Source organism: Oscillospiraceae bacterium, from assembly GCA_035353335.1.
Taxonomy (GTDB): domain Bacteria; phylum Bacillota; class Clostridia; order Oscillospirales; family JAKOTC01; genus DAOPZJ01.
The window spans coordinates 1-26,583 of the sequence record DAOPZJ010000017.1 but is presented as its reverse complement, the minus strand read 5'-3'; the positions used below and the strand labels follow the sequence as shown (position 1 = coordinate 26,583).

The following is a 26,583-nucleotide window of genomic DNA, read 5'->3' as shown; positions in this document are numbered from 1 at the left end:
TTTTTCAAACTTTCATCTCGGTTCCTCTGCCGATTGTGTTTTTCTTTTTTGTATTGTATAATCAAAGCGCCGCAAAATAAGTATATGCGGCCGATATTTTGATTGACAGTATTTTATCATCTAAACGCATCAATGTCAAACGGAAAACGGGGCTTAAAATGCACAAACATGACTTCTGGTATGATCTCCCGCCTGAGCGAATCGCACAGACCCCCATCGCTGACCGTTCAGCTTCCCGGCTTCTTGTCGTCGATAAAAACACGGGAGAATACCAAGATCGGCGATTTTATGAAATCGGCGAATTTATAAATAAAGGCGATTGTCTGGTGTTAAATGACACCAAAGTACTGCCTGCGAGAATTTATGGAAAAACCGCCACAGGCGGAGGTAAAATCGAATTTTTGCTTCTTCGTGATCGAGGAAATGATACATGGGAGGTATTGACCAAACCCGGCAAAAAAGCGATACCCGGTGCGGAATTCATTTTCGGGGACGATGAACTGCGCGCAACTGTTTTGGAAGTGTTGGATAATGGTAATCGTTTGGTAAAACTATTCTACGCCGGCAACTTTATGGAGTTGCTCGCCAAGATCGGCGAAATGCCCCTGCCCCATTATATTCACGAGCATTTAAATCATCCCGACCGTTATCAAACTGTTTACAGCCGAGAACCCGGTTCGGTAGCCGCACCTACTGCGGGGCTTCATTTTACGCCCGAACTTTTAAAATCGCTTGAAGATAAAGGCGTTTCGATCGCATATCTTACCTTGCATGTCGGTGTCGGTACGTTTCGTCCCGTAAAGGAAGACGACATTACGAAACATTTGATGCACACGGAATATTATGTGCTGCCCGAACAAGCGGCAGAGACGATAAACCGCACCAAACAGTCCGGAGGACGAGTGATCTCGGTCGGAACTACAAGCTGCAGAACACTGGAATCGGTGTATCGGAAATACGGCAAAATTATAAATGACATCGGCTTTACAGATATTTTCATTTACCCGCCATATCAATTCGGCGTCATCGACGGGTTGATTACAAATTTTCATCTGCCGGAGAGCACGCTGATTATGTTGGTTTCGGCGTTTGCGGGCAGAGAGAACACGTTGAAAGCCTATCAACACGCCATTGAGGAAGAATACCGTTTTTATTCATTCGGCGACGCTTGTTTATTCATATAGGGAGAGAATGCGGCATGAAGAATGAGTTCAAGGTTATAAAAACCGTCGGCAGTGCCCGCAGAGGTCACTTTGAGACCGTGCACGGCAGCTTTGAAACACCCTGTTTTATGAACGTCGCCACGGCGGCGGCAATCAAAGGCGGGCTGGACGCGTTTGACCTTGAACAAATCGGCTGCCAGGTGATGCTGTGCAACACTTATCACCTGCATCTCCGCCCCGGAGACGAAATTGTAAAAAATGCGGGCGGGCTGCAAGGATTCACCCGATGGCAGCACCCGATTCTGACCGACAGCGGCGGTTTTCAGGTGTTTTCGTTGGCAAAATTGCGTAAAATTTCCGAGGAGGGCACGCACTTTGCCTCCCACATCGACGGGCGTAAAATCTTTATCGGACCCGAGGAGAGTATGCAGATCCAATCCAACCTTGGTTCAACAATCGCAATGGCGTTCGATGAATGTGTGGCAAACCCCGCCGAATATGACTATGCCAAGGCCTCGAGCGAACGGACCGTGCGCTGGCTGGAACGCTGCAAAATCGAACTCGCCCGCTTGAACAAACTGCCCGATACGGTCAACCCCGACCAGATGTTATTCGGAATCAATCAAGGCGCAACCTTCAAGGATTTACGCATCGAAAATATGAAGCAGACCGCCAATATCAACCCTGACGGACTCGCTGTCGGGGGGCTTGCGGTCGGAGAGCCTGCCGAGATGATGTACGACATCATCGAAACGATCGAACCGCATATGCCGCTTGAAAAGCCGCGTTATCTGATGGGCGTCGGCACACCGGGTAATATCCTGAACGCGGTCGCACGCGGAATTGATATGTTCGACTGTGTACTGCCCTCGCGCAACGCAAGGCACGGACATCTGTTCTCCTCTGAAGGCGTGATCAACATGTTTAACGCCAAATATGAAAACGACGATGCTCCAATCGATACAAATTGCAGATGTCACACTTGCAAAAACTTTTCACGCGCCTATCTGCACCATCTGTTCAAAGCCGAAGAGATGCTTGCGATGCGCCTTGCGGTAATCCACAATCTGAGTTTTTATAATCACTTGCTTGCCGACATCCGAAATATGCTTGACGAAGAGACATTTTATGACAGATATCCTGCTCTTACCGAAAAGCTTGATAAACGTATCTGAAAATATTTGGCTATATATTCGTTTTACATTGACAAAATGGCGCTTTTTTGTTATAATTCCGACAATTTGATAGGAGGCGTGTACAATGTTTAATAACGTAACAGTATTGGATCACCCGCTGATTCACCATAAACTCGGGATTCTGCGCTCGGTGAACACCGGCTCTAAGGAGTTCCGCGAGCTGATCAGCGAGATTGCAATGCTGATGGGATACGAGGCGCTGCGCGACCTCCCGTTAACGGAAATCACAATCAAAACCCCAATGGCAGAGACGAAGGCAAAAGCTCTCTCCGGTAAAAAATTGGCGTTTGTACCGATTTTGCGGGCAGGTCTGGGGATGGTTGACGGTGTCCTGGCGCTTGTTCCTTCCGCAAAGATCGGCCACATCGGCCTTTACCGGGACCACGAAACCCTTGAACCGCACGAATATTACTGCAAATTGCCGGACGATATTCAAAACCGTATTGTCATCGTCCTTGATCCGATGCTCGCGACCGGCGGCTCCGCGGAAGCGGCAATAAACTTTATTAAGCAGCGCGGCTGCACTCAAATCAAATTTATGTCGATCATCGCCGCGCCTGAAGGCATCAAACGCCTTGCAACTTCGCACCCTGATGTCCAGATTTATTGCGGGTGCGTAGATGAAAAACTCAACGATATCGGCTACATCGTACCCGGACTCGGAGACGCGGGTGACAGGATCTTCGGGACGAAGTAAACATATTCAAGAATAGATATAAAGCGCCGGCGTACCGCCGGCGCTTTTGCTTTTTTAGCCCGATATTTTTCAGTTATGGTCTGACGAATTTCGCTCTGATAACGTGACGAGGTAAAAATTTTTTACAGGAGCCTTACTTTCGAAGTAAGTTCAAAAGCTTTTCTTTTGTATTTTCACGAGGATGTTCCAAAACATAATCGAGGGTTTTTTTAAGTGCTCTTCCGATCTCTTTACCCTCGTAACCCATCCGGCGTAAGTCATTTCCGTTTAACGCCAACTGGGATAATTGATAGGGTTCTTTGCCAAATTCAATTTGATCAACATAATCCCATACCGCGCCGATATCCTGCCCGAGCACTGCTTCGGCAAGTAAAAGCGTTTTCCATTGTTCCGGTGCCAGCGATATAAAATTGTGTTTGAATTCCGTCTTGCTTTGATAAGTCGTTCTTGACAATTCATTTAAAAAAGTATTGCAAAGTTCCTTTTGAACGTTGGAGAGTTTTAAGGCCGCAAAGACCCTTTTGGGATCAGATTGAGAGAGATATATCAATGCTGCAAGCCGCAGAATCGAATCGTTCGGACAAGCTTGTATCTGCTTTGTCTCTCTGACTTGATTGATACCGATGATTTCAAGGATACCTTCTTCGGACATCAGTTTCAACGGATATGCACAATCGCAGGAGAGCAGCCGAAGAAATTCCGTCCCGATCCGTTCTTTTGAAATTGACAAAAGCTTGGTTTTATATTGAACTGCTGCTCCGAGAGTGTTGTCTTCAATCTCAAAACCAAGCTGAGCTGAAAACCGGAACAGCCGTAGGATACGAAGTGCGTCTTCATTAAAACGAATTTTCGCATCTCCGGTTGCTTTAAGTATTTTATTTTTAATGTCTGCCAATCCGCCGTATGGGTCGATTAATTCACCGTCAATTCCGCAGGCGACGCTGTTAATCGTGAAATCACGCCGGGAGAGGTCATCGAGGATATTACCGGTAAACACGACCAGATCGGGATGGCGGCCGTCGGTATAACCGATATCGCTGCGATAAGTCGTGATCTCAAATTTCTCTCCGCCGATCAAAACGCCGATCGTGCCGAATTTTTCACCCTGCCGAAAACAGGAAAACCCATTAAAAACCACAAGCGTCTGCTGCGGTGTCGCAGGGGTGGCAAGATCATAATCCTGAGCTTTTTTACCGAGTAGCAAGTCGCGCAGGCAGCCGCCGACAATATACGACGGATAACCTGCTTGTTTGAGCAATGTCAGAGCCGTCAGCGCCTGTTTTCCGATCTCGATCATGACCTCACCTCCTATAAAAAAATTATACACTTTTGCGCTGTCTATTTCAATCACACGGTTTTGCATATGTTCATACTATGTGGTATCAAATTTGATCTTATCGAAAGAGCGGTCATTATTAGGGAGGAAGATGCGATGAATATGAAATTAAAAATCGCCGTAATCGGAGGCGATAAACGTTTTGAATTGTTGACCGATAAATTTAAGACCGATGCTTATGATGCAACAGGTGTTTTCCATAATGATTCCGACGCTGACTTTTTTTCAACGATCACCGACTGTGATGTGCTTGTTTTGCCGCTTCCGGCGGTCAGCAACGGTTCGCACATCAATGTCTCGGAATCGTACCTGAGGCGCATCGGCGCGGATATTTCACAGATACCGACTTTGTATGAGCTGCTGCTCAAGTTACATAAAAAGCAACTGATTTTAGGCGGCATGCTCCCACAATGGTTCACGGAAAAATGCGAAGTTATTGGGCTAAAAGCAATTGATTATTATGCTTCGGAACGCCTTGAAATCCTGACTGTCCTTCCGACCGTCGAGGGCTGCATCGGTGTTTTGATTTCCGAATTGAAAAAGACGATCAGCGGATGTAATATCCTGATTACCGGATACGGAAAAATCGGAAAGACCCTTGCGCAATATTTGAAATACTTCGGAGCGCGCGTTTTCGCTTCCGCAAGAAAAGAATCCGACTTTGCGTGGATGGAAGTTCATGGAATTGTACCTGTTAAATACGAAAGCTTACCGCTTGAAATCAGGAATATGGACGCTGTGATTAATACCGTTCCGGCAGTTATTTTGACCGAAGAAATCATAACGGCTTCAAAACCCGATTGTCTGTTTGTTGACCTGGCTTCAAAACCCGGAGGCATCGACTTTGCAGCAGCGGCACAACTCGGGCGAAAAACGATCTGGGCACTCTCTCTACCCGGCAAGACTGCTCCAATCTCGGCAGCGAATTATCTCTACCAAACCATTCTTGAATTGTTGAAAAAAGAGAGGTGAGAAAATGAACCTTTCGGATGCCGTCGTCGGATATGCTATGACGGGTTCTTTTTGTACATTAGCAGAATCGTTGAAATGTCTTGCCGAATTAAAGGAAAAATGCCGCATGGTTGTCCCTATTATGTCATTCAACGCCGCTTCTATAGACACCAGATTCGGTAAAGCGGAGGATTTTCGCAAAAAGATTGAAGAAATATGCGGCAAACCGATTATCTGCAGCATTAACGACGCAGAGCCGATAGGGCCGAAAAAACTGCTGGATATTTTGGTGATTTTGCCCTGTTCCGGTAATACAACGACAAAAATATCTCTCGGCATCACCGATACGCCTGTCACACATGCGGCAAAATCGCATCTTCGTAACGAGCGGCCCTTGTTGATCGGTATTTCCACCAACGATGCGTTGTCTGGGACCGCGAAGAATATCGGAGCATTGTTGAATACAAGAAACGTCTTTTTTATCCCGATCTCACAGGATAACCCCGATAATAAGCCACGTTCTGTGGTTGCAGTCTTTTCCATGCTGATTCCGTCGCTTGAATTGGCATTGGCAGGAAAACAAATTCAACCGATTCTTTGGAAACAATAAAATGCGGCCGGGTATTCGCCGGCCGCAATTTTTTGTACATTAGATTTCAAGTTCGAACCAGAACAAGACGCCGTCATCTACATTCTCAACGCCAAATTTTCCGTTGTGATTAGTAATAATTTGACTGACGATATATAGGCCAAGCCCGGTACCGCCGTATTCCCTGGTCCTGGCTTTATCCACTTTATAAAAGCTCTCCCAGACATGTGGCAGTGACTCCTCGGGGATATGTTCGCCGGTATTAAAAACGCTCACTTTTAATCTGCCGGCTTCGGTGTGCTCGGTTTTGATGCACACTTTCAATTCACCGCCACAATGATGAATGGCGTTGGTTAAATAATTTGTGATGACCTGCCGGATTTGGTCGATGTCAGCACATATTTCACCGTTGAAAGAATATTCCGCTACAGGTTTAATGTTTTTTTCTTCGAATTGAATTTTTAAAGTATCAAGAATCGTATTGATAAGTGCATTGATTTCGAACCGAGACATGTCCGGCTTCATGGCCTCGGATTCCAATTGTGAGACATATAACAGACGGGAGACCAGTTTACTCATATTGTTGGCCTCGTCCTCTATGACTTCGCAGTAAAAATCCCGTTCGCCCTCATTGATGCCGATTTTTAAGCCCTCCGCATAACCCAATATCAATGCGATGGGGGTTTTTAATTCGTGAGATACATTGGAGATAAATTCTTTGCGCATCTGATCGGTCTTATCCCTATTTATAAGATCGAGTTTCAACTGCATATTCGCTGTCTGGAGATTTGTAATCGTCGCTTCAAGCTGAGAGGACAGTTGATTGATACTCAATGCAAGCTGCCCTATTTCATCTTTTGATTTATGTCTGAGTTTTTCCGAAAAATCGAGAATCGTGATCTTCTTGGCGACCGCGTTGATTTCCTGAATCGGTTTGACGAATTTGCTCGACAAAAAGTAAAAAGCAATCCCGGCGATGAACATCGTAAAAAATGTGCTGTATATTAAAAAGTTGTTAGAAATTTGTACGCTTTCGTTGATCGCTTCCACAGTAGTGTCAATAGACACTATATAAAAGCCATACCTATAATCAAAAACGCCGAATAAAATCAAATGTTTTAATTTACTGTTATTATCATTGTAAATGTATATCTGCGCATTATCGGTATCTATACCCTGAATCTTTTGTTTATTATTGAAAGCATCTTTTTTAGAGATTAAATCTTCCGGATTATATATATTTGTATAAAGGAAGGAATCCCTGTTGCCGTAAATGACATTGCTGTAAGGGTCTGTGATGTATATCCGAACGCCGTTTTTACTCTCTAATGCGCTTAATTGCATTTTTGCAGATATCGAATAGTCATTAATAGCCAATATTGTGTCTATATAACTTTCGCGTAAAACATTTTCGCGTTTTGATTGAAAATATTTCGGTAAAAGTACGGTATTCAGCAACAGCGTCAAAAGAACAAGCAATGACACCATCGCTATGAAAAGCAAGTAGAGTTTTGCTCGTATGCTTTTAAGCATCCTTATCGACCTCAAATCGATAACCGATTCCTCTAACGGTGCAGATTTTATCGGCGTAAGAACCCAGTTTGGAACGAAGCTGTTTGATATGGGTATCAACAGTGCGCAGATCGCCGAAATAATCAAAACTCCAAACAGAATTGAGAATTTGTTCTCTTGACAGCGCAATGCCTGAATTTGAAGCTAAAAAATTCAACATGTCGTATTCTTTGGGCGTAAGGTCAATTGCCTCATTATCTAATGTGACTTTTCGGGCTGCGTCATCAATAACCAAAGTTCCGAAGACTTTTTTCGAATTATTGATGGCACCGCTCCGGCGCAGTAAAGCCGTTACTCTTGCCATTAAAACGCCGGGCGAAAAAGGCTTCGGAACATAATCGTCAACACCAAGTCTGAAGCTGTTGAGCTGATAATATTCTTCGGTTTTAGCGGTAAGCATGATGACCGGAACACTCGATATTTTACGAATCTGCGTGAGTGCCTCCCAACCATCCATTTTCGGCATCATAACATCCAAAATGATCAAATGTATTTTATTCGAAGAGAATTTTTCAAGCGCCTCTTCCCCATCGTTAGCCTCAACAACCATATATCCGTCTTTTCGCAGAAAATCCGCGAGTAGTTTTCTAATACGTACTTCGTCGTCTGCAATCAAAATGTTAATATTGCTCATGACAATTCCTCCTTCGAAAATACTATTAAAATAATAATATCACTTTGCGTTGTTTTTGTGAAGATATTATTTTAATTTTATGGTCTGTTTAGCCTTATCGGTCCCAATTATTACATCATTTTTTCATGATTCTGTCACATGGCGGCGCTATGCTGTAATCACGCTTTCGCGTATTGACAAAACGGAGTCGCGCAGTTATACTTTTTAAGTATTTTATCGCGTTTGGAGTGTTTTTCTTGGGTTATACCATAGCGCAAAAAATCATCTTGAACCATCTTTCTGAAGGGGAGATGAAGGCCGGTAACCGTGTCGGTATTTGCATTGACCAGACCTTGACACAGGACGCTACCGGTACCATGGCTTATCTTGAATTCGAAGCCATGGGACTAAACCGTGTAAAGACCGAACTCTCAGTCGCATATATTGATCACAATACCCTCCAAACCGGATTCGAAAATGCCGACGATCACGTTTTTATCCGCAGTGCAGCCAAAAAATTCGGGTTGCTTTATTCCAGACCGGGAAACGGTATATGTCATCAGGTTCATTTGGAGCGCTTCGGCATTCCGGGAAAAACTCTGCTTGGCTCGGACAGTCACACACCCACCGGCGGAGGTCTTGGGATGCTCGCAATGGGTGCGGGAGGCATGGATGTCGCGGTCGCCATGGGCGGCGGCGCCTATACAATCGTAGTTCCCAAATTCGTCAACGTTATTTTAAAGGGTAGACTTCGCCCCTTTGTCAGCGCGAAGGACGTCATTCTTGAGATATTACGCATAATGACCGTCAAAGGCGGCGTCGGAAAGATCATTGAATACAGCGGCGAAGGTGTCAAAACACTCTCGGTTCCGCAGCGTGCAACCATTACCAATATGGGCGCTGAGCTCGGTGCAACAACATCGATTTTCCCCTCCGATGAAGTCACCTGTGCATTTTTAAAAGCTCAAAACCGCGAAAAGGATTGGATTCGGCTTTCTGCTGATTCGGACGCCGTTTATGACGAAACCCTTTCAATCGACCTCTCTTCTGTCATGCCTTCGGCAGCAAGACCGCACAGCCCCGACAATGTTGAAACTGTTAAAAAAATCGGTAAGATTAAAATCGACCAAGTTTTGATCGGCTCCTGCACGAATTCCTCTTATACCGATATGATGACTGTTGCAAAGATTCTTAAAGGAAAAACGGTCTGCCCGACGGTTTCACTCGGCATTGCGCCGGGCTCGAAACAAGTTCTTACGATGCTTGCACAAAACGGAGCGTTAGCCGATATGATCGCCTCGGGCGCCCGTATTCTGGAATCTGCATGCGGACCTTGTATCGGGATGGGCCAATCCCCGAGTTCCGGCGGCGTCTCTCTGCGCACCTTTAATCGTAACTTTGAGGGGCGCAGCGGAACCAAAGACGCCCGAATTTATTTGGTTAGTCCCGAGACCGCCGCATATTCTGCTCTTGAAGGCGTTTTATCCGATCCTACTGAGTTACAATTTGATCCGGATATCTCAATACCCGAACGATTTCTCGCCGATGACAACATGATCGAAGAACCCGAAAGCGAAAAAGACGCTGCATCGCTTTCGACCGTCAAAGGCCCCAATATCAAAACGCTGCCGACATCCGCTCCGATTACGAATGCTTTGAAAGCCGCTGTCGCTTTGAAAGTCAGGGATAATATTACGACCGATCATATCATGCCCGCCGGTTCAAAAATTCTCCCGTTCCGCTCCAATATTCCGAAGTTGTCGGAGTTTTGTTTTTCTCAAATCGATCCCGAATTTCCAAAACGGGCGACGGAGTATGGAAACAGCATCATCGTCGGCGGACAAAATTACGGGCAAGGCTCGTCAAGAGAGCACGCGGCGCTTGTGCCGCTCTATCTTGGCGTCAAAGCTGTTATCGCCAAAACCTTTGCCCGTATGCACCGCGACAATCTCATCAACAGCGGAATTCTCCCTTTAGAGTTCACTAATCCGAACGATTATGATAAAATATCGCAAGGCAGCATACTCTCAATGCCAAATCTAAAAGAGGAACTGATCGCAAAAAAACCGATTACCATGACTGTTGAAGGCAGCGATATAAAAATTGAATTAAAGCCGTCATTTACCGAACGTGATATAGAACTTCTCGTCGACGGCGGGCTTCTCAATCATACATCCAAAGTCAGGAGGTAAACCTATGCTGAAAAAAACTATTTGTGCGGTCTTGGTGCTTATTGTTTCTGCAAGTGCTTTAATCGGCTGCAAACCTTCAGAAAAAAGTACCCCGAATTCTTCCGAAGCAAGCTCATCAGCCGTCAGTACAGTTTCCGGAACATCATCTGCAACCGAAGACAAAGTACTGGCTCCCATGATTAATTCAAACGAGATAACCGGCAAACCGACGGCAGCTTCAGCCGCGTCTGTGTTTACCGTAGATACTGCGCTGAGAGAAAAATATTTTGATATCCTTTCGCGCTTTCATTCGGCGACTCTGCCGTTAATTGATTTTGAAAGCCCGGCTAAATTGAGAGCAAATGAATTAATCAGTTATGCTGTGGGTGTAACAACACCTTTAAGTCATCCCCAAACTTCTGCTGCCTCGATGTATCTTTTTGATTTTCATGAAATTCAATACAGTTTACAGAAAAATCTCGGAGTTCAGATCAATTTTACAAGTGATATCACGGGATTCATTTATAACAGCGGCAACAACATTCTATATGTTGACTTCGTGCTTCCGAGTTATTCCTATTATTATCGGCTGGAATCCCTCTCTGCTGACGCAAGCGGAAAATACACTGCCGTATTCAATGTTTATCGAGATATCTTTACAACAGAGGATGCTTATAATTCTACTTTAAAAACAATCCGAAGTGCGGTCACCGGAAATACCGTCACGACTGATTTGAAAAATTCGGCTGAAATTACTCTTACTTTTAACGAAATGGTTGAAACTGACGGCACAATCTATTTGCTTCTTTTGTCAAAAAGCACGGTAAAAAAATAAAACAAAGTCCGGAGGATATTTACAATGCCCATCACAGACGCCTGCGCCAAGTTTGAACAGCTTCTTGTAAAGCAACTCGCAAGAGTCGAGCAAATGAAGTCCGATCAAGGTTTTATCGAGTATTCCAAGCTTGATAAAATCATTATCGGGGTCTGCGGAGGCGACGGGATCGGCCCGACCATTTCCGCCGAATCCGAAAAAGTTCTCCGTAAGTTGCTGGCGCCGGCAGTAGCGGCCGGTAAAGTCGAGATCAGAACCATCGAGGGCTTGACCATCGAAAACCGCATCAAGGTCAACAAGGCTATTCCTGATGATGTGATGGCAGAACTGAAGAAATGCCATGTCCTTTTAAAAGGCCCGACAACAACCCCCAGAGCCGGAGACCCGTGGCCGAATATCGAGAGCGCGAACGTTGCCATGCGTAAGGAACTCGATTTATTTGCAAACGTCCGCCCGGTCAAAGTGCCCGATAAAGGCATTAACTGGACCTTTTTCCGTGAAAATACAGAGGGCTCGTATGTTCTCGGTTCCAGCGGTGTCAATGTCAGCGACGATCTTGCCGTTGATTTTACCGTGACCACCACGCAGGGTACGCAGCGAATTGCCCGCCTCGCGTTCGAATATGCAAAAAACAATCATCTGGATCATGTCGCTATCGTCACTAAGGCCAATGTTATCAAGGCAACTGACGGCAAGTTTTTACGGCTGTGTCAGGAGATGGCGAAAGAATATCCCGATATCCGCGTGACCGACTGGTACATCGATATCATGACCGCAAAACTAGTAGATGAAAAACGCCGCACCGATTTTAAGGTCTTTATTCTGCCTAACCTCTACGGCGACATTATCACCGACGAGGCCGCCGAATTTCAGGGCGGCGTCGGCACCGCGGGCAGCGCGAATATCGGGAAGCAATATGCGATGTTCGAAGCCATTCACGGCTCAGCGCCCCGTATGGTCGATGAGGGACGCGCACAATACGCCGACCCCTGCTCCATGCTGCGCGCGACGGTCATGCTGCTGTCCCACATCGGTTATCAAGCCGAAGCGGATCGTCTTGAAAAAGCTTTAGATTTTTGTATGTTTACCGACAAAAAGATAAATATCACAGGCCGTGACACCGGCGCCACCTGCGCCGAGTTTTCGGATTATATAATACGGAACTTATAATAAACTATACACTGATTATACAGAAAAAGCAGCTGTCTGTGAAGTGACCCTAAATCATTTCACTCGGGTTGCTTTTTATATTGTATGATTATATTATTAAAGATATTGAATCAATTCGGATGCAGAATCGAATACAGGTACGCCGCATTGCAAAAGACATTCTTTTGACTGATGACCTCCTGCAATCAGGATACAGTCGGCGCCGAGCACCTTTGCGGTTTCAATGTCATGGGTCGTATCTCCCAACATCAGGACTTTTCGCGGCTTAACGCGTTCTTTCCACTCGCGAGCGAGCTCAAGCTTGCTGTGCGCCAGATTATTGTCAAGGCCGAGAATCTCATCGAAGCAATCCGTCATTCCAAACGAAAAAATCTGTCGCTTCATAATTTCCACTTCGCTCATTGAAATAATGGATTGAGGCACTCCGAGTTCTTTGAAATGCCCGACTGCTTCCAGGACGCCGTTTTTAAGGGAGGAAAAACCACTAAAATATTCGTATTCTTTCATCCACTCTTCGGCAACATCTTCGTAACGTTCTTTGGAAAAATCATAACCGAGCTTTTCATAATACGCTTTGATCGGGAAACAGAAGACGTTATAATATTGCTGCACCGTTTTGAGTTCCGGCATTCCGCGGCGGCGCAAAAGAATGTTTTCACTCATAATTCCGGCCCAAAGATCGTCTAAAATTGTGCCGTTGAAGTCCCATACAATATGCGAATAATTCATTTTTTGCCATCCTTCTTAAGGTTAAGGTGAATCTGTTTAGGTTTTCATATGCAAAGAGATCGCGTTTGTTTTTTCTCCGCGATCTCTCTGTTGATTATCAACTCATGCGAAAAGTCATGAAATTCCGAGATCTTGTACGTAATACCAGTTATCGGACATCATTTGAAAGACCTTTTTGCCCTTATTCCCGAAATAATCTCTTGCTGCCTGAAGATCTCCCAACGGCCGGCTCACATAAACAAGAATCATATTGTATCCGATTTTATTCGTCTCTTCAATAAAATTGACAGTATAAAGATTATTGGCTGTATCACGCTGAAATAAAATAATCTGTGCGATTGAGGTTCTGAAGGTTTTATTGATTTGTGACGCTGTTTTAGCATCAAAGAAATCTTTATAATTGTTATAACTCGTGACGTCATCCTTTGTTCCGCCGGGGAGCATGATGTCTACCTGATGCCCGGTTCCGTAGGTGTAAGAAGCGGTATTGGTGTATGCCGCAATTTGTACGGCATCTGCCGAATCAGCTTTTGAAGCAAACGCATCAGCAATCTGCTGACAATAATCAGGAGATTTCAAATATAAATCGTAGGTTTGAATTCGATTTGCAAAAGTGATATAGCTGATTGCGGCAATGACCAGTATTAATAAAACAACACTGCCTGCAATTATCCAACCGATTCGGTTCTTTTTGGTTTTGGGCATAATCGGTTTCAGGGTTTTGGGGTCAATCGGCACACGCGGCATTAATAATTCCTCCTACGTTTTCAAAGATATATTTCGGTCTGTAGGCAAATGATTGAATGGTATCCGGCTGAGCGACGCCGGACATCACGAGCACGGTATCAATTTCTGATTCGATCCCTGCGATTATATCGGTGTCCATCCTGTCTCCGATGATCACAGTTTCCTCGTTTCCGCAGCCAAGCAGTTTTAAACCGGTCCGCATCATCAAGGGATTTGGTTTCCCCACAAAATATGCCTGTTTTCCGGTCGCAAGCTCGATCGGCGCTATCAGCGCGCGAGTCGCCGGTACGACTCCGCCTTCCGTCGGTCCGGTCAGATCGGGATTGGTTCCGATCAATTTTGCGCCATTTTGAATGCATCGCACGGCTCTGATGATATTTTCGTAATTATAATTTCGGGTCTCGCCCACGATCACATAATCGGGATTGATGTCGTTGATGGTGATTCCCTGATCATAAAGCGCATTGATCAACCCGGCTTCGCCGATGACATATGCCGTACAGCCGGGTTTCTGAGAAGCGATAAAACTGGCGGTTGCCAATGCCGAGGTGTAAAAATGTTCCTGACCTACGTCAAGCCCCATCCGAAGAAGTTTTTGACGCAGTTCCAACGGCGACCGTTCGCTGCTGTTGGTTAAAAAGAGAAATTTCTTTTCGGCTTGGTACAGCCACTTGACAAATTCGGATGCGCCCCCCAGTATTTTATTACCGTGATAGATGACGCCGTCCATGTCGCACAGAAAGCCTTTTTTATCTTTTAGGCCGAATTCCACACCGCACCTCCGCAAATACCGCACAATCAAAGGATTTATGACTATGAGCTTCTGGATTATAACATTTTCCGTCAAAAACATCAAGTAAAATTTCATTTCGGAAACCATCGGTGATATAATAAATACAAATAATCTTTCTGAGGCATCAATTTGAATCAAATTCATACCATTCCGCCTTTATACAGTGAAAATTCAACAATACTGCTTCTGGGCAGCTTCCCGTCGGTGAAATCACGGGAACAGGGCTTTTTTTACGGGCACCCTCAAAATCGGTTCTGGCGGGTGATATCTGCTGTTTTCGAGTGTGAAACGCCGAAGACAATCCCGGAAAAAAAGTCTTTATTGCTCTCGCACGATATTGCGCTGTGGGATATAATTGCCTCGTGCGAAATCGAGAGCTCGTCCGACAGCAGCATTGATAAAGTTATCCCTAACGATATCGGTATGATTTTAAAAAGCTGTCCGATAAAAAGAATATTCACCAACGGGACTGTATCAAGTAAACTGTATCGTAAATTAATCTATCCGAAAACCGGAATTGAAAGCATTCGGCTTCCATCGACCAGTCCCGCAAACGCCTCCTGGCCGCTTGAAAAACTGATTGACTCCTGGAAAATACTCATTCAAACTCAATCTTGATTTCCTGCTCAACCGCCATTTCGATTTTGCAGGTGTAGATAACCGACAGGTTCACTCCTTGATCGGTTTCGGTTTTTTGTATATCACGCATGGTAATTTCAGCGCCCGCCAAATCACCGGTTTCATATAATGCCAACTCACTCATTGCATAAGCAAGCGCCTGTTCTTCGGTCAGAGTGTATTCACATACGGTCACTTCGTGAAAAGTGATTTTTCGGATGTAGATCGGAAATTCCGCTCCGAATAAGGTCAGCCGTTTCACAGTCTCGCTTCGTTCGTATGTCAGATTCGGTTTTGATATATACAATGGTATTTTCAATTCTAATATTCCGAATTCATAACGCGTTTTTTCGTCTTCGGATATTGTTTTTTGGGTCTGTGAATAACTAATCGTCACCTGCTTTTCGATTCTCGCTGTTCCGATGATACTGGCTCTCGCATGGGTATACCGCACCTTACCTTCCCGGTCTTCGACAACGCCTGACACCAGTAATTGCCCTTTTACCACCGCGTCACCTTCATGAACTTCCGGCAGCCCGTCGTATACCCGCATTCGGATGATCTGACCTGTAAAATTTGACACCACATTGCAAGGACGATTTTGAGGCAGCATATCGGGAGGATATATGCGTTCCCGCAGTTCCACATAGAGCGTCGTTCCCCTGATATTCAATGCGATCCAGGCAATGCCGGAGTTTTCGAGATATACGTGACTGACTGCTGTGTTGGGATCAAATCCGGCTCTTTTCATTCCCGTTGTGATGCCGCATCGTTCAAGCGTATAGAGTATTTCATCGTTTGAGAACAGCTTGTTTCCACTGATCTCGATGGTCCAGATAAACCGTGACATTACAAAAAACAATCCGAAAAACACAATCGCCCCTGCCGCGAGCCCTACCCGAAGTTTATAACGTCTCAAGATCTCAAAGAGACCATGCCGGGAGATTATTTTGATTTTTACATGGCTTATCCGACGGTGCTTGCGCAGTTTTTTAAACGATGAACGCCGTACGCAAACGCATATTTCATCATCTTTTTGTGTAAGTCCCCAAAGTTTTATTCCTGCATTTATACAAAGCGTCAAAAACCTCTCGGTAAACCCCCCTTTGACGGAGAATTCCACATAACCGACGATAAAACGAATTAACTTCAACATTTTTTAGCTCCGCAAAACTCAATATTGGTGATTTTTCCGATTACCACTACCGAGTTTTTATTCATACTGCTGATGCTGAGAGCGTCTCCCGAAAATCGGACAGAACTTTTTCCGGTTGCAAGCCGTATGGCTTCGCGGCTGTATTCCAGTACGCCGAGACAGCCCTCGATCAAAGCAACCGTCCCGCCGCAGACGCTGATCTGGACGCTTTCTTTTCCGAGTGCAGAAGTGATGGATTGTGTCTTTTCGCTCATTTTCATACCGTTTCACCCCGTTCATTTTATTTCCAAAAAGGGCAAATAATACCGCTCGGCCATTGTATGAATGATTGAATTATGATATAATAATCCCAGAAAACGTCGTTGGGAGGTTTTTTTCATCGAACGTGTTTTTACAATGGATCATTATGAAGGCGTTTCGACACTTTGCGGTGAAATGGACCGCAATTTGCAGGCAGTTCAATCGGGTTTCGGCGTCGTCATCATCAACCGCGGCGGAGAATTAAAAATCTCCGGTGAGCAGAAAGCCGTCGACAACGCGTTCGATGTCTTTTCGGCGCTTTACAAGATGATTTCCAAAGGACAAGCCATTACCGATCAAACGGTCGATTATTGCATCAGTGTCACGACAGCGGGAAAAGCCGGTCAGCTTACGGAGTTATCCGACGATAAGACCATCATCATCACACCGCGCGGTAAACCGGTCCGCCCGAAGACCGCCGGTCAGAAAAAATATATCGAACTGATCAAAAACAATACCATCGTTTTGGGCGTCGGTCCTGCAGGCACCGGAAAAACCTATTTGGCTGTTGCAATGGCGGTCGCAGCGTTTGCCAAAAATGAAGTTTCACGCATTGTTCTGACCCGCCCTGCCGTCGAAGCGGGAGAGAAACTCGGATTTTTACCGGGCGATCTTCAACAAAAAATCGATCCTTATTTACGGCCTCTCAACGACGCGCTGTACGATATGCTGGGTATCGAGTCATGCGCCAAGTATATTGAACGCGGCAGTATCGAGATCGCACCTCTCGCCTATATGCGCGGCAGAACTCTTGATGACTCTTTTATCATCCTTGACGAAGCCCAAAACACAACCCGCGAACAGATGAAGATGTTTTTGACCCGACTCGGTTTTAATTCAAAAGCCGTCATCACAGGCGACATTACGCAAATCGACCTCGCAAACCGCAAAAACAGCGGACTATTACAGGCGATACGGCTGCTGCGCAATATCGACGGTATCGCTTCGGCCAGATTCGATGAAAGTGATGTGGTGCGCCACCGGATTGTCAAGGAGATCATTAAAGCATATCAAAACGAAGAAAAATAGCAGCGGCGAAAGGAAGGTCAGACATGCGAAAAAACGTTATTTTAACAACTTATAACACCCATCCGACTTTCCGGGCGGATGCGGCGCTGCGCGCTCTTTTACGCGACTGCTGCTGTTCGATCGCAGCCGCTGAGAAGAATGACGCGTTGTTTGAAGTCAACCTCACCTTTATGGACGATATGACAATTCGAAGCGTCAACTATAAATATCGAAACATCGACAATTCTACCGACGTCCTCTCCTTCCCCATGTCTGACGGAAAGACCTTCGACACAAACCCGGCTTCAGGCCGTCTGATGCTCGGAGATATCTTGATTTCAGCAGATCACGCTTTCGTGCAGGCTGAGGAATTCGGCCACAGCGCACAGCGCGAATTCGCTTATTTAACCGTGCATGCAATGCTGCATTTGTTCGGATACGATCATATGACCGAAGCGGATAAACGCGTGATGCGCGAAAAGGAAGAGGCAGTCCTCGAACGGCTGGGACTGACGAGATAAAAGGCAAACCTTTTACTATTTATGAGGATGATTATAAAATGAATGAACAGCAAACTGAAACGAAATTTGCTTTTGCCTGCATCACGGGAGCGCCGAATGTGGGCAAATCTTCGCTTTTGAATAACATACTCGGTCAAAAAGTCGCCATTGTCACACCAAAGCCCCAGACGACCCGTACAACTATTTTAGGTATTCACACCGATAACAACATCCAAATCGCCTTTACTGATACACCGGGGTTGCTGCTGCCCAAGGACGCGCTCTCGCGCAACATGGTCAAGAGCATACAAAACGCCGCTTCGGGCAGCGATATCGTGATTTTAGTGGTGGAAGCCGGAAAGAAGCCCAAGCCCGCCGAGATCTCAGTTATCGAAAATCTGAAAAAGCAAAAGCTCCCCGCTATTCTGGTGATTAATAAGATCGACCTCTTGAAACAAAAAGAGCTGATGATTCCTCAGATGGATGTCTTTTCGAAATTGTATCTTTTCAACGAGATTCTCCCTGTAAGTGCCGTCACCGGTTATGGGGTGAAAGATATTCTCACTGCCGTTTCTAAGTTAGCAAAGCCGGGCCCGTTTCTTTACGATCCCGAGGAACTGACCGATCAACCGGAACGTGTAATTTGCGCCGAATACATCCGGGAGCAGATTTTGATATTCATGCAGCAGGAAGTTCCGCATGGTATTGCGGTAGTCATCGAGCGCTTTGAAGAGACGCCCGAGGGTATCGACGCCGATGCCAATATCTATTGCGAGCGCGAAAGCCACAAGGGCATGCTGATCGGCAAAAACGGGCAGATGCTGAAACAAATTCGTAAATCTGCGCAGAACACACTGAAACAGTTTTTCGGCGTCTCTGTCACTTTAGAACTCTGGGTCAAAGTCAAACCCGACTGGCGGGAAAATGAAGCGTTGATTAAAAACTTCGGCTTAAATTTTGAGGGTTAAATACTTGAAAATACGTTTCAAGCTTCGGGGCAAGAAAGGAAAATTCTTTTCATGAAACGGACCGTCGGCGCAATCGTTCTGACTGCCGAAAACCGCAGAGAGTCCGACCGTTTGATTCGGATTATATGCGAGGACGGCCAATTATTGCGTGCTTATGCCGCCGGAGCACGTAATCCCCGAAACAAACTCTGCGCCGCAACCGAGCCCTTTGTGCTTTCAAAAATGGACTTATTTGCCGCGTCCGGGGGATATACGCTTGACGATGCCGAGATCACGGAGCAATTTTTCGAACTTCGGATGTCATTAAAAAGCTACTGTCTTGCCGGGTATATCGCACAATTGATTCTGACTGTGTTTTCGGGTGAGGTTGACCCCTCTTTATATGCGTTATTCGGAAATATGTTGTTCCTGCTTGCGGGCAAAAAGCGCGATATCCGGCTGCTCAAGGCCGTGATGGAGTTTCGAATTGCGGCTTTGGCCGGGTGGAGACCCGAAATTGAGCGTTGTGCCTGCTGCGAAAGTTCTGAAATCAAGGTATTTTCGGTCGCGGACGGCGGCGGATACTGTGAAAAATGCGCTGCTGCCCATGCTGGTGCGGTTGCGGTCAGTTCCCCGATAATAAAAGCGGTTTGCGCTTCAATCGGCGATGATACCAAAGGACTGTTTTCATTTACACTGACGGGTGAAGCCGCCGAGGGCTTTTCCCGTCTTGCGGAATATTATATTCGATATTACATCGACGCGAAGCTCCCCGCGCTTGATTATTATAACTCCCTTTTGGAGTTTGAGGAGAGTATCAATGATATACAACATACAAAAACAGAGTCGAATTCTTGAATTCGATAAAATCACCGGAATGCTCGCCGGAAAATGTTCCAGCGCCGAAGCCAAGGAAGCGGCGCTTGCTTTGTTGCCCTGCGGCGACTTTGAGACCGGAAAACTGATGATAGAGCAGACCGACAGCGCTTACGAGATGTCTTTAAAGCTCGGAGCGCCTTCTTTTTACGGGTTGTCTCTTCGCGCAGATTTATTGAAACGCGCCTCAGCAGGCGGTTCGCTTTCCATTCGCGAACTATTGTTGATTTCGGCTTCAATGCGCGTAGTGCGCACTCTTATCATTTATCGGCGCAACTGCGGCGAAACTGAGACCATTCTGGATCGGCTGTTCTCTTCCCTGAAAAGCCACAAAGATGTTGAAGATCGGATTGAGACCTCTGTTGCCAACGAGGAAACCCTTTCCGACGGAGCAAGCCCGGAACTGGCCAATATCCGCCGAAAAATGCGTACCGCACAAGACAATGTCCGTACCCGTTTAAACGGTATGATCACTTCCTCGGGCAATTCGAAATACTTACAGGAACAAGTCATCATGATGCGCGACGGCAGGTTTGTGGTGCCGGTCAAAGCCGAGTGCCGCACGAATATTCCCGGACTTGTGCACGGCGTATCGGCAAGCGGCGCGACCCTTTTTATCGAGCCGGCTGCGGTGGTCGAGGCCAACAACGAGGTTCGGATTCTCGAAAGCAAAGAACAGATCGAAATCGAACGGATTCTTGCCGAACTCTCCGGTCTTTGCGGGGACTGCGCCGATGATTTGATTCAGAGCTGCGAAGCCGCCGTCAAATTGGAAGTGATCTTCGCCAAATCCGAACTCGGTATTGCAATGAACGGCTATCTGCCCGACTTTGGCGACGACGGGCTCATTGACATCAAAAAAGCACGCCATCCTTTGATTGATAAAAAAATCGTCGTCCCGGTCGATGTGCGGCTCGGCGATGATTTTGATACGCTGGTCATCACCGGACCGAACACCGGCGGCAAAACGGTCGTATTGAAAACTGTCGGACTTTTCTGTATGATGGCAGGCTGCGGAATGATGATACCGGCGGCTGAACACAGCAAAATCAGTTGGTTTGACAAGATTTTAGCCGATATCGGCGATGAACAGAGCATCGAACAGTCGCTTTCCACATTTTCCGCGCATACGACGAATATAGTTTCAATACTCGAACAAGCCACTTGTAAGAGCTTGGTACTGCTCGACGAACTCGGCGCGGGAACCGACCCTGCGGAGGGCGCTGCTCTTGCTGTTTCGATTTTGGAGGACTTGCGCAAAAAAGGCGCAAAGATCGTCGCGACAACCCACTACGCCGAACTCAAACAATATGCCATTACCAATCCCGGCGTGATCAACGGCTGCTGCGAATTCGATGTGGCGACTTTAAAACCGACTTATAAATTGTTGATCGGCGTGCCGGGCAGCTCCAATGCATTCGCTATCTCAACGCGACTCGGCGTCAGCGATTCAATCATCGAGCGCGCCAAAGAAGTCATGGACAAAAAGACCCTTGAGCTCGACAATGTGATGCGACAGCTCGAGACCGAGCGTCAAAAGCTTGAAAACGACAGCGAAGAGATGAGCCGTCTCCGCCGCGAAGCCGAACTCGAAAAGCAAAACCACGACCGCGCACTCAGGAAGGCGCAGGCCGATTTTGACAAGGAGCTTGAGCGCCAACGCGCCGACCAACTGCGCATCATCCAATCACTGCGCTTTGAATATGATCGCCTGATAAAAGAGATCGAGGCTATCCGTAAAGAGGATAAGAGCAAGCCCGACGAACTTGCCCGCCGCGCAAAAGACGAGATCGCAAGCCAGATTAAAAAGATGGAGCAGATTGCCGACCCGGTGCAAAAACCGCGTTATGATGAAAACTACGCCCTGCCCCGCCCGCTTGCTGTCGGCGACGCCGTTTATCTGCCCGACTTCGACAAGGATGGTACCGTTGTTGAAGTCACCGAAGGAAAAGGCAAAATCACGGTTGATATCGGCATGGGCAAGGTCAAGGTGGCAAAAAATCGAATCCGGCTTGTTGATAAAAAGCTCAGGCGAAAAGATGACGGACATGTAAGTTTTTCGGGTGTCTCACGGGCCGACCGCTCGGTCGAGACCAGCGTGATGATCCGACACATGGAATTAGTGGAAGCCATGCCGATTGTCGAACAATTTATCGACGACGCGGTAATCAATCACCTTTCCACGGTTACTATTATCCACGGCAAAGGCACCGGAACGCTTCGGCGTGCAACGCATGAATTATTAAAAGATCACCCGAATGTCAGGAGCTTCCGGCTCGGAAAATACGGAGAAGGGGAAGACGGTGTGACCGTCGTCGAACTCAAATGAGCAGATTCGTCGTCACCGGCGCAACCGGACATATCGGAAACAACGTCGCGAGAATTCTCTGCGGCGTCCATCAAGATGTCATTTTAGTCGTGCGCCGAAACGACGACGAAGCGATTGCGGGACTCGACGCAGAACTCGCGGTCGGCAGTTTCTGCGACCCGGATTTTCTCGACCGGCTGCTGACCGCAGACGATATTGTGATTCACTGCGCGGGTATGATCGCCATCACCGACGAGGATGCCGAAGAAGTCATGCGGGTCAATTTCGAAGGGACGAAAATCCTCGCCGATATCTGTGTGCGAAAACAAGTAAAAAAGCTCGTCTACATAAGCAGCGTGGATGCGATTTACAAACCCGATGCCAATTTACCCATCACCGAGCCCAGTGCTTTTTATCCCGAAAAACTCGAAGGTATCTACGGAAAATCCAAGGCAATGGCGACCGAATATGTTCTCGATCTTGCCAAAGACGGTAAATTAAACGCCTCGGTGGCCTACCCTACCGCAGTGATCGGGCCGTATGATTACAAGATTTCAAATGTCGGACAAGTGATTTTAGATTTTATTACAAACAAAACATTGGCACGGGTTAAGGGGTGTTATAATTTTGTCGATGTCCGCGATGTGGCGCAGGCAGTGATACAAATCGCTGAAAAATCTGAGTTCGGAAACGGCTATATCTTGGGTGGAGAAGTTGTATCAGTGACTCAGCTTTTCGAGATTTTATCGCCGCTTTACGGGCGTAATATTCCGATAAAATTGCCTCTTTGGTTTGTGAACGCCTTTTCCGAGCTCGGTGTGCTCTATTACAAAGTGCGCAGCAAAAAGCCGGTGTTTTCCCGATTTGCCCTCAAAACGCTGAATTCCAACTGCAATTACAATATCACCAAAGCTCAAACCGAACTCGGCTATTCCCCGCGAAGCGCAGTTGAGACCCTCACCGATTCTGCGAAATGGTTGTATGAAAACAAAGCAGTAAAAGATAGAGTCACCGCAAAGGTTTGACGGTTCAATAAAGGCAATCGGCCCGAACGAATGTTTGGGCCGATTTGATGACAATTTCTTTAGATCAATCCGTTTTTACGGGCGAAGATGTAGGTGCCGATGCTGACCGCAGAGGCTAGATTGAACGAGTCGATCCGGTCGGTTAACGGGATTTTGACGCTGTGACCGAGTTGCTTGAAATTCGCGTCCAATCCTGTCGCTTCGTTTCCGAACACGAGTGAGAACAGACCGCAGGACGGCGTCTCTTCTGGGGAAAATTCTCCGTCTAACATAAACGGAAACAACATGTGATTCGGATAGGCCTCGGCGTATTCTTCGAAACCGTTGAATGACGCATGACGGATATGAAACAGCGCGCCCATGCTGGCCCGCACCGTTTTGGGGTTCCAAATGTCGGCGGCGGGTTCGATCACCACGAGGTTTTTCACGTTCATGCCGATAATCGTTCGGATGATCGTGCCCAGATTACCCATATCGGATGAGTTGACCAGTACGACATGGGGTTCGCTGTCCGAAAGAGTACTCTCGTATTTGCGAAAAACACCGAGGATATAACTGTTTTCTTTTTGATTGACGCTCGAAAACGCCTTGTCCGATTGAATACAGGGAACCTGTTGGGCTTTACACAGTGCGGTGATGCCGTCGGTGTCCCGATATTCGGAATGGACATAGACACAACCGAGAAGTTCCGGACGCGTTTTTAGCAGCTCATTGGTGGCAAACGCGTCGGAGGTGTAGGAATAATCGAAATCTTTTTTATATGCTTTGAGTTTGATTGTGTTTGTGTTTGTCATAATGTGACCCGCTTCCTTAATCGTTTTTGTGGTTTAAGGATGCAGAGTCGGTAAACACGACGGCAAGACTAAGACGAAATTACTTAGAATTACACCGTTTTTACGCTCCATACAGGTCTCGCCGTCTGCTTGACAGACCCTGCATGGAGCACATCATTCACAAAGCCGACGCAGATCGCGGCATAGGAAATGTTGATCATGCTTCTCACTCCTTTCATAAAATCACTTTACTATTCATTGGCAATTGTTTATAAAAACTACTAAATTAAATTTTCGGCGGCCAAAATGGTCGTGCAGCTGATGCGAAATACCATTTCTACATGTTTAAATCCGGCGGTTCGGAGCATTTCGATTTGATTTTGCACCGTGCAGGGCGTATCGTAATGGTAAAACTCTCCGTCCGGGATGCCCTGCTCTTTTCGCTTACGCGCGTTCTCGGAATAGTACAGGTCTTCTTCCTCTTGCGTTTCGACCATATAGTCGCATTCGATATAGCAGCTGCCCGGTTTAAGAGCATCTATGAGCTTGCGATACAGTCCGATTTTGATCTCATGCGAAAAATGATGCAGGGTCTGAAACGAGACCGCGCAGTCATATTCGGATTTGCCGAGGTCGACGTCGAAATAACTGCCGCAGATCAGATTGAGATGCTTGTCGGGATGCTTTTGCATCAGTTTATCGAGCATTTCCTGCGTGAGGTCGATTCCGATAACATCGAGATCGGGAAATAACTTGAAGATTTCGTCCAGTTCCAAGCCGGTGCCGCAGCCGAGGTCGAGCAGATTTTTGCAAGACTTCGGGAGCAGCTGCGCCATCTTGATATAGGCCTCTTTGCTCCCTTCGACGCCTGAGAGCATATGTTCTTCATAACTGTCTACGCGTGCGGCAAAGAATTCATTCATTTTTTCCATATAATTTTTTACCTCTTTTTTCTTTATTTACAAGGGTAAATACGTTTCGGCATACCGTTCTCGCTCCTTTTTATTGAAACCGTTGAAGTTTTTCGTTATAATAAATCTAGCTGACGTATTTACGCCGGTTGTAAAAACAAGAAAGAGGACTTTTTATCGTGGAAAAATTCCGTTTGGGAAGAACCGGACTAATGGTCACGCGCACCGCATTCGGCGTGCTGCCGCTCCAGCGCGTGCCGATGGATGAGGCGGTAAAGATATTGCGCAAGGCATACGACTATGGCATCAACTTTTATGACACCGCAAACAGCTACACCGACAGCGAAGAAAAAATCGGTAACGCTTTTGCCGGCAGACAACGCCAAAATATCGTCATCGCAACCAAAAGCGGTGCTTCGGATAAACAGACGGTTACGAAACATATCGAGCTGAGCTTGAAACACCTGAAAACCGATTATATTGATCTCTTTCAGTTTCATAACCCGGGCGTGATCCCCGATCCAAACGATCCCGACGGCGCATTTGCCGCGGCGCTGGAAGCAAAAAGGAAGGGGTACATCCGCCATATCGGGCTCACCAACCACCGGTTCGCGGTTGCGAAACAGGCCGTTGAATCGGGAAATTTTGAGACGCTGCAGTTCCCTTTCAGCTACCTTGCCGCCGAGAGCGAAACAGCACTTGTACGGCAGTGCGCCGAACTGGACATCGGTTTTATTGCAATGAAAGGGCTATCCGGCGGGCTGCTGACCAACGCGCGCGCCTGCGCCGCGTTTATGCGGCAATATCCGAATGTCGCGACGATCTGGGGCATACAACGTGAAGAAGAACTGGACGAGTGGGTTCGGTTGGACGGCGAGGATTTAGCACTGACCGAAGATCTCCGGGCTTTGATAGACCGCGACCGTGCGGAGCTCGCGGGGTCTTTTTGCCGCGGCTGCGGATATTGTATGCCCTGCCCCGTCGGCATCGAGATTAACAACGCCGCCCGAATGAATATGCTTTTACGCCGCTCGCCTTATCAACGCCTTATCACCGAGGAATATTATAAGCAGATGCATTTGATTGACAACTGTTTGGGGTGCGGCCAATGCAAGGGGCGCTGCCCCTACGGGCTGAACACGCCGGAGCTTTTAAAGGCAATGCTGAAAGATTACGACGAATTTTATGACGAGCACCACTAAACCAATGCACCGAACCTAGCATCAACTTTATGAATTCGATGTCCGCGCAAGCCGCATCGAATTCATTCGGTTTTTATTTGAAGCAACAGCTTTTTCTGTCATTGGTTTCGACGGCGAATTTTTCATCACCCGACAAACCTTTGCTGATCGGTTCGATTCTGCAAAAGGTCTCACGGTTTTTGATATCGTTATACATATCTAATTTTTTAAGCCCGGGCGAAAATCTTGCCCTGTTCTTCGTTTTCAAACTGGCGGCTGTAAAGGGCGTAATAACGGCCTTTTTGGCGCAGCAGTTGCCTGTGTGTGCCCTGTTCGATGATCTTACCGTCGTCAACCATCAGGATCAGGTCGGCGTTTTTGATCGTTGAGAGCCGGTGTGCGATGATGAACGAGGTAC

Annotated in this window: 27 protein-coding genes; 16 read left to right on the top strand and 11 right to left on the bottom strand. The window is 46.7% G+C overall.

Annotated elements, in window-relative coordinates:
- Positions 1-158 precede the first annotated feature (158 nt).
- The 3 genes from queA (at position 159) to upp (ending at position 3,056) form a co-directional block, all read left to right on the top strand.
- On the top strand, positions 159-1,184 hold the full coding sequence (queA, locus tag PKH29_05210) for a tRNA preQ1(34) S-adenosylmethionine ribosyltransferase-isomerase QueA (protein HNX14235.1): 1,026 nt from the start codon (positions 159-161) through the stop codon (positions 1,182-1,184).
- A gap of 14 nt (positions 1,185-1,198) precedes the next feature.
- Positions 1,199-2,338: a tRNA guanosine(34) transglycosylase Tgt gene (gene tgt, locus PKH29_05205; GenBank protein ID HNX14234.1), complete on the top strand. Its 1,140-nt coding sequence runs from the start codon at positions 1,199-1,201 to the stop codon at positions 2,336-2,338.
- An 85-nt stretch (positions 2,339-2,423) separates the two neighbouring features.
- Entirely contained in the window at positions 2,424-3,056 is a 633-nt protein-coding gene (upp, locus tag PKH29_05200; protein ID HNX14233.1) for a uracil phosphoribosyltransferase, read from the top strand.
- Positions 3,057-3,189: 133 nt separating this feature from the next.
- Here upp and PKH29_05195 read toward each other — a convergent pair whose 3' ends face one another.
- Complete coding sequence (locus PKH29_05195; protein HNX14232.1) at positions 3,190-4,353, bottom strand: hypothetical protein; 1,164 nt, start codon at positions 4,351-4,353, stop codon at positions 3,190-3,192.
- A gap of 135 nt (positions 4,354-4,488) precedes the next feature.
- Here PKH29_05195 and PKH29_05190 point away from each other — a divergent pair, with 135 nt between their 5' ends.
- Together PKH29_05190 and PKH29_05185 are read left to right on the top strand one after the other, a co-directional pair.
- A complete protein-coding gene (locus tag PKH29_05190; protein ID HNX14231.1) occupies positions 4,489-5,364 on the top strand; it encodes a dipicolinate synthase subunit DpsA in 876 nt (291 codons plus the stop codon).
- A 4-nt stretch (positions 5,365-5,368) separates the two neighbouring features.
- Entirely contained in the window at positions 5,369-5,953 is a 585-nt protein-coding gene (locus PKH29_05185; GenBank protein HNX14230.1) for a dipicolinate synthase subunit B, read from the top strand.
- A gap of 39 nt (positions 5,954-5,992) precedes the next feature.
- Here PKH29_05185 and PKH29_05180 read toward each other — a convergent pair whose 3' ends face one another.
- Both PKH29_05180 and PKH29_05175 read right to left on the bottom strand, forming a co-directional pair.
- Positions 5,993-7,000, bottom strand: a complete 1,008-nt coding sequence (locus PKH29_05180; GenBank protein HNX14229.1) for a HAMP domain-containing sensor histidine kinase — start codon at positions 6,998-7,000, stop codon at positions 5,993-5,995.
- 457 nt (positions 7,001-7,457) lie between these two features.
- A complete protein-coding gene (locus tag PKH29_05175) occupies positions 7,458-8,138 on the bottom strand; it encodes a response regulator transcription factor (protein ID HNX14228.1) in 681 nt (226 codons plus the stop codon).
- Between the two features lie 236 nt (positions 8,139-8,374).
- Between PKH29_05175 and PKH29_05170 the strand changes: the two genes are divergently transcribed.
- Genes PKH29_05170 through PKH29_05160 form a run of 3 tightly spaced genes read left to right on the top strand, consistent with a single transcriptional unit; the run spans position 8,375 to position 12,293 of the window.
- Positions 8,375-10,309, top strand: coding sequence for an aconitate hydratase (locus tag PKH29_05170; GenBank protein HNX14227.1), 1,935 nt, complete (start codon positions 8,375-8,377; stop codon positions 10,307-10,309).
- Positions 10,310-10,313: 4 nt separating this feature from the next.
- Positions 10,314-11,123: a hypothetical protein gene (locus tag PKH29_05165; protein ID HNX14226.1), complete on the top strand. Its 810-nt coding sequence runs from the start codon at positions 10,314-10,316 to the stop codon at positions 11,121-11,123.
- 24 nt (positions 11,124-11,147) lie between these two features.
- Complete coding sequence (locus PKH29_05160; protein HNX14225.1) at positions 11,148-12,293, top strand: isocitrate/isopropylmalate family dehydrogenase; 1,146 nt, start codon at positions 11,148-11,150, stop codon at positions 12,291-12,293.
- A gap of 96 nt (positions 12,294-12,389) precedes the next feature.
- On the opposite strand, the gene PKH29_05155 is transcribed toward PKH29_05160, so the two are convergent.
- The 3 genes from PKH29_05155 to PKH29_05145 form a co-directional block, all read right to left on the bottom strand.
- Positions 12,390-13,022 carry an HAD hydrolase-like protein gene (locus tag PKH29_05155; GenBank protein ID HNX14224.1) on the bottom strand — a complete coding sequence of 211 codons (633 nt, stop codon included), beginning with the start codon at positions 13,020-13,022 and terminating at the stop codon, positions 12,390-12,392.
- A gap of 114 nt (positions 13,023-13,136) precedes the next feature.
- The gene (locus PKH29_05150; protein HNX14223.1) at positions 13,137-13,727 is read right to left on the bottom strand and encodes a hypothetical protein; all 591 of its coding nucleotides are present in this window, start codon (positions 13,725-13,727) and stop codon (positions 13,137-13,139) included.
- A 22-nt stretch (positions 13,728-13,749) separates the two neighbouring features.
- Positions 13,750-14,499, bottom strand: coding sequence for an HAD-IIA family hydrolase (locus tag PKH29_05145; protein HNX14222.1), 750 nt, complete (start codon positions 14,497-14,499; stop codon positions 13,750-13,752).
- A gap of 192 nt (positions 14,500-14,691) precedes the next feature.
- Here PKH29_05145 and PKH29_05140 point away from each other — a divergent pair, with 192 nt between their 5' ends.
- On the top strand, positions 14,692-15,180 hold the full coding sequence (locus PKH29_05140; protein ID HNX14221.1) for a DNA-deoxyinosine glycosylase: 489 nt from the start codon (positions 14,692-14,694) through the stop codon (positions 15,178-15,180).
- Here the strand turns inward: PKH29_05140 and PKH29_05135 are convergent.
- A complete protein-coding gene (locus PKH29_05135; GenBank protein HNX14220.1) occupies positions 15,161-16,336 on the bottom strand; it encodes a sporulation protein YqfD in 1,176 nt (391 codons plus the stop codon). The genes PKH29_05140 and PKH29_05135 overlap by 20 nt on opposite strands.
- Positions 16,330-16,590: a YabP/YqfC family sporulation protein gene (locus PKH29_05130; protein ID HNX14219.1), complete on the bottom strand. Its 261-nt coding sequence runs from the start codon at positions 16,588-16,590 to the stop codon at positions 16,330-16,332. Before PKH29_05130 ends, PKH29_05135 begins: the two co-directional genes overlap by 7 nt.
- A gap of 142 nt (positions 16,591-16,732) precedes the next feature.
- Here PKH29_05130 and PKH29_05125 point away from each other — a divergent pair, with 142 nt between their 5' ends.
- Genes PKH29_05125 through PKH29_05100 form a run of 6 tightly spaced genes read left to right on the top strand, consistent with a single transcriptional unit; the run spans position 16,733 to position 23,300 of the window.
- A complete protein-coding gene (locus tag PKH29_05125; protein ID HNX14218.1) occupies positions 16,733-17,665 on the top strand; it encodes a PhoH family protein in 933 nt (310 codons plus the stop codon).
- Positions 17,666-17,688: 23 nt separating this feature from the next.
- Positions 17,689-18,165: an rRNA maturation RNase YbeY gene (gene ybeY / locus PKH29_05120; protein ID HNX14217.1), complete on the top strand. Its 477-nt coding sequence runs from the start codon at positions 17,689-17,691 to the stop codon at positions 18,163-18,165.
- Between the two features lie 38 nt (positions 18,166-18,203).
- Complete coding sequence (era, locus tag PKH29_05115; GenBank protein HNX14216.1) at positions 18,204-19,112, top strand: GTPase Era; 909 nt, start codon at positions 18,204-18,206, stop codon at positions 19,110-19,112.
- A gap of 51 nt (positions 19,113-19,163) precedes the next feature.
- Positions 19,164-19,949 carry a DNA repair protein RecO gene (recO, locus tag PKH29_05110; protein HNX14215.1) on the top strand — a complete coding sequence of 262 codons (786 nt, stop codon included), beginning with the start codon at positions 19,164-19,166 and terminating at the stop codon, positions 19,947-19,949.
- Positions 19,912-22,296 carry an endonuclease MutS2 gene (locus tag PKH29_05105; protein HNX14214.1) on the top strand — a complete coding sequence of 795 codons (2,385 nt, stop codon included), beginning with the start codon at positions 19,912-19,914 and terminating at the stop codon, positions 22,294-22,296. Before recO ends, PKH29_05105 begins: the two co-directional genes overlap by 38 nt.
- On the top strand, positions 22,293-23,300 hold the full coding sequence (locus PKH29_05100) for an NAD-dependent epimerase/dehydratase family protein (GenBank protein HNX14213.1): 1,008 nt from the start codon (positions 22,293-22,295) through the stop codon (positions 23,298-23,300). Before PKH29_05105 ends, PKH29_05100 begins: the two co-directional genes overlap by 4 nt.
- Positions 23,301-23,359: 59 nt before the next feature.
- Here the strand turns inward: PKH29_05100 and PKH29_05095 are convergent, their stop codons facing one another.
- Together PKH29_05095 and PKH29_05090 are read right to left on the bottom strand one after the other, a co-directional pair.
- Complete coding sequence (locus PKH29_05095) at positions 23,360-24,094, bottom strand: RNA methyltransferase (protein ID HNX14212.1); 735 nt, start codon at positions 24,092-24,094, stop codon at positions 23,360-23,362.
- A 260-nt stretch (positions 24,095-24,354) separates the two neighbouring features.
- On the bottom strand, positions 24,355-25,005 hold the full coding sequence (locus PKH29_05090) for a class I SAM-dependent methyltransferase (GenBank protein HNX14211.1): 651 nt from the start codon (positions 25,003-25,005) through the stop codon (positions 24,355-24,357).
- Positions 25,006-25,163: 158 nt separating this feature from the next.
- On the opposite strand from PKH29_05090, the gene PKH29_05085 reads away from it, so the two are divergent.
- Positions 25,164-26,186: an aldo/keto reductase gene (locus tag PKH29_05085; GenBank protein ID HNX14210.1), complete on the top strand. Its 1,023-nt coding sequence runs from the start codon at positions 25,164-25,166 to the stop codon at positions 26,184-26,186.
- Positions 26,187-26,392: 206 nt separating this feature from the next.
- Here the strand turns inward: PKH29_05085 and PKH29_05080 are convergent.
- A partial coding sequence (locus tag PKH29_05080) for a hypothetical protein (protein HNX14209.1) occupies positions 26,393-26,583 on the bottom strand: 191 nt, incomplete at its 5' end.

Excerpts from the sequence above, each read along its gene's own strand:
- queA (HNX14235.1), top strand. The coding sequence starts at position 159 with ATGCACAAACATGACTTCTGGTATGATCTCCCGCCTGAGCGAATCGCA.
- tgt (HNX14234.1), top strand. The coding sequence starts at position 1,199 with ATGAAGAATGAGTTCAAGGTTATAAAAACCGTCGGCAGTGCCCGCAGA.
- upp (HNX14233.1), top strand. The coding sequence starts at position 2,424 with ATGTTTAATAACGTAACAGTATTGGATCACCCGCTGATTCACCATAAA.
- PKH29_05195 (HNX14232.1), bottom strand. The coding sequence starts at position 4,353 with ATGATCGAGATCGGAAAACAGGCGCTGACGGCTCTGACATTGCTCAAA.
- PKH29_05190 (HNX14231.1), top strand. The coding sequence starts at position 4,489 with ATGAATATGAAATTAAAAATCGCCGTAATCGGAGGCGATAAACGTTTT.
- PKH29_05185 (HNX14230.1), top strand. The coding sequence starts at position 5,369 with ATGAACCTTTCGGATGCCGTCGTCGGATATGCTATGACGGGTTCTTTT.
- PKH29_05175 (HNX14228.1), bottom strand. The coding sequence starts at position 8,138 with ATGAGCAATATTAACATTTTGATTGCAGACGACGAAGTACGTATTAGA.
- PKH29_05165 (HNX14226.1), top strand. The coding sequence starts at position 10,314 with ATGCTGAAAAAAACTATTTGTGCGGTCTTGGTGCTTATTGTTTCTGCA.
- PKH29_05160 (HNX14225.1), top strand. The coding sequence starts at position 11,148 with ATGCCCATCACAGACGCCTGCGCCAAGTTTGAACAGCTTCTTGTAAAG.
- PKH29_05155 (HNX14224.1), bottom strand. The coding sequence starts at position 13,022 with ATGAATTATTCGCATATTGTATGGGACTTCAACGGCACAATTTTAGAC.
- PKH29_05150 (HNX14223.1), bottom strand. The coding sequence starts at position 13,727 with ATGCCCAAAACCAAAAAGAACCGAATCGGTTGGATAATTGCAGGCAGT.
- PKH29_05145 (HNX14222.1), bottom strand. The coding sequence starts at position 14,499 with ATGGACGGCGTCATCTATCACGGTAATAAAATACTGGGGGGCGCATCC.
- PKH29_05135 (HNX14220.1), bottom strand. The coding sequence starts at position 16,336 with ATGTTGAAGTTAATTCGTTTTATCGTCGGTTATGTGGAATTCTCCGTC.
- PKH29_05130 (HNX14219.1), bottom strand. The coding sequence starts at position 16,590 with ATGAGCGAAAAGACACAATCCATCACTTCTGCACTCGGAAAAGAAAGC.
- PKH29_05125 (HNX14218.1), top strand. The coding sequence starts at position 16,733 with ATGGATCATTATGAAGGCGTTTCGACACTTTGCGGTGAAATGGACCGC.
- ybeY (HNX14217.1), top strand. The coding sequence starts at position 17,689 with ATGCGAAAAAACGTTATTTTAACAACTTATAACACCCATCCGACTTTC.
- era (HNX14216.1), top strand. The coding sequence starts at position 18,204 with ATGAATGAACAGCAAACTGAAACGAAATTTGCTTTTGCCTGCATCACG.
- recO (HNX14215.1), top strand. The coding sequence starts at position 19,164 with ATGAAACGGACCGTCGGCGCAATCGTTCTGACTGCCGAAAACCGCAGA.
- PKH29_05105 (HNX14214.1), top strand. The coding sequence starts at position 19,912 with ATGATATACAACATACAAAAACAGAGTCGAATTCTTGAATTCGATAAA.
- PKH29_05100 (HNX14213.1), top strand. The coding sequence starts at position 22,293 with ATGAGCAGATTCGTCGTCACCGGCGCAACCGGACATATCGGAAACAAC.
- PKH29_05095 (HNX14212.1), bottom strand. The coding sequence starts at position 24,094 with ATGACAAACACAAACACAATCAAACTCAAAGCATATAAAAAAGATTTC.
- PKH29_05090 (HNX14211.1), bottom strand. The coding sequence starts at position 25,005 with ATGGAAAAAATGAATGAATTCTTTGCCGCACGCGTAGACAGTTATGAA.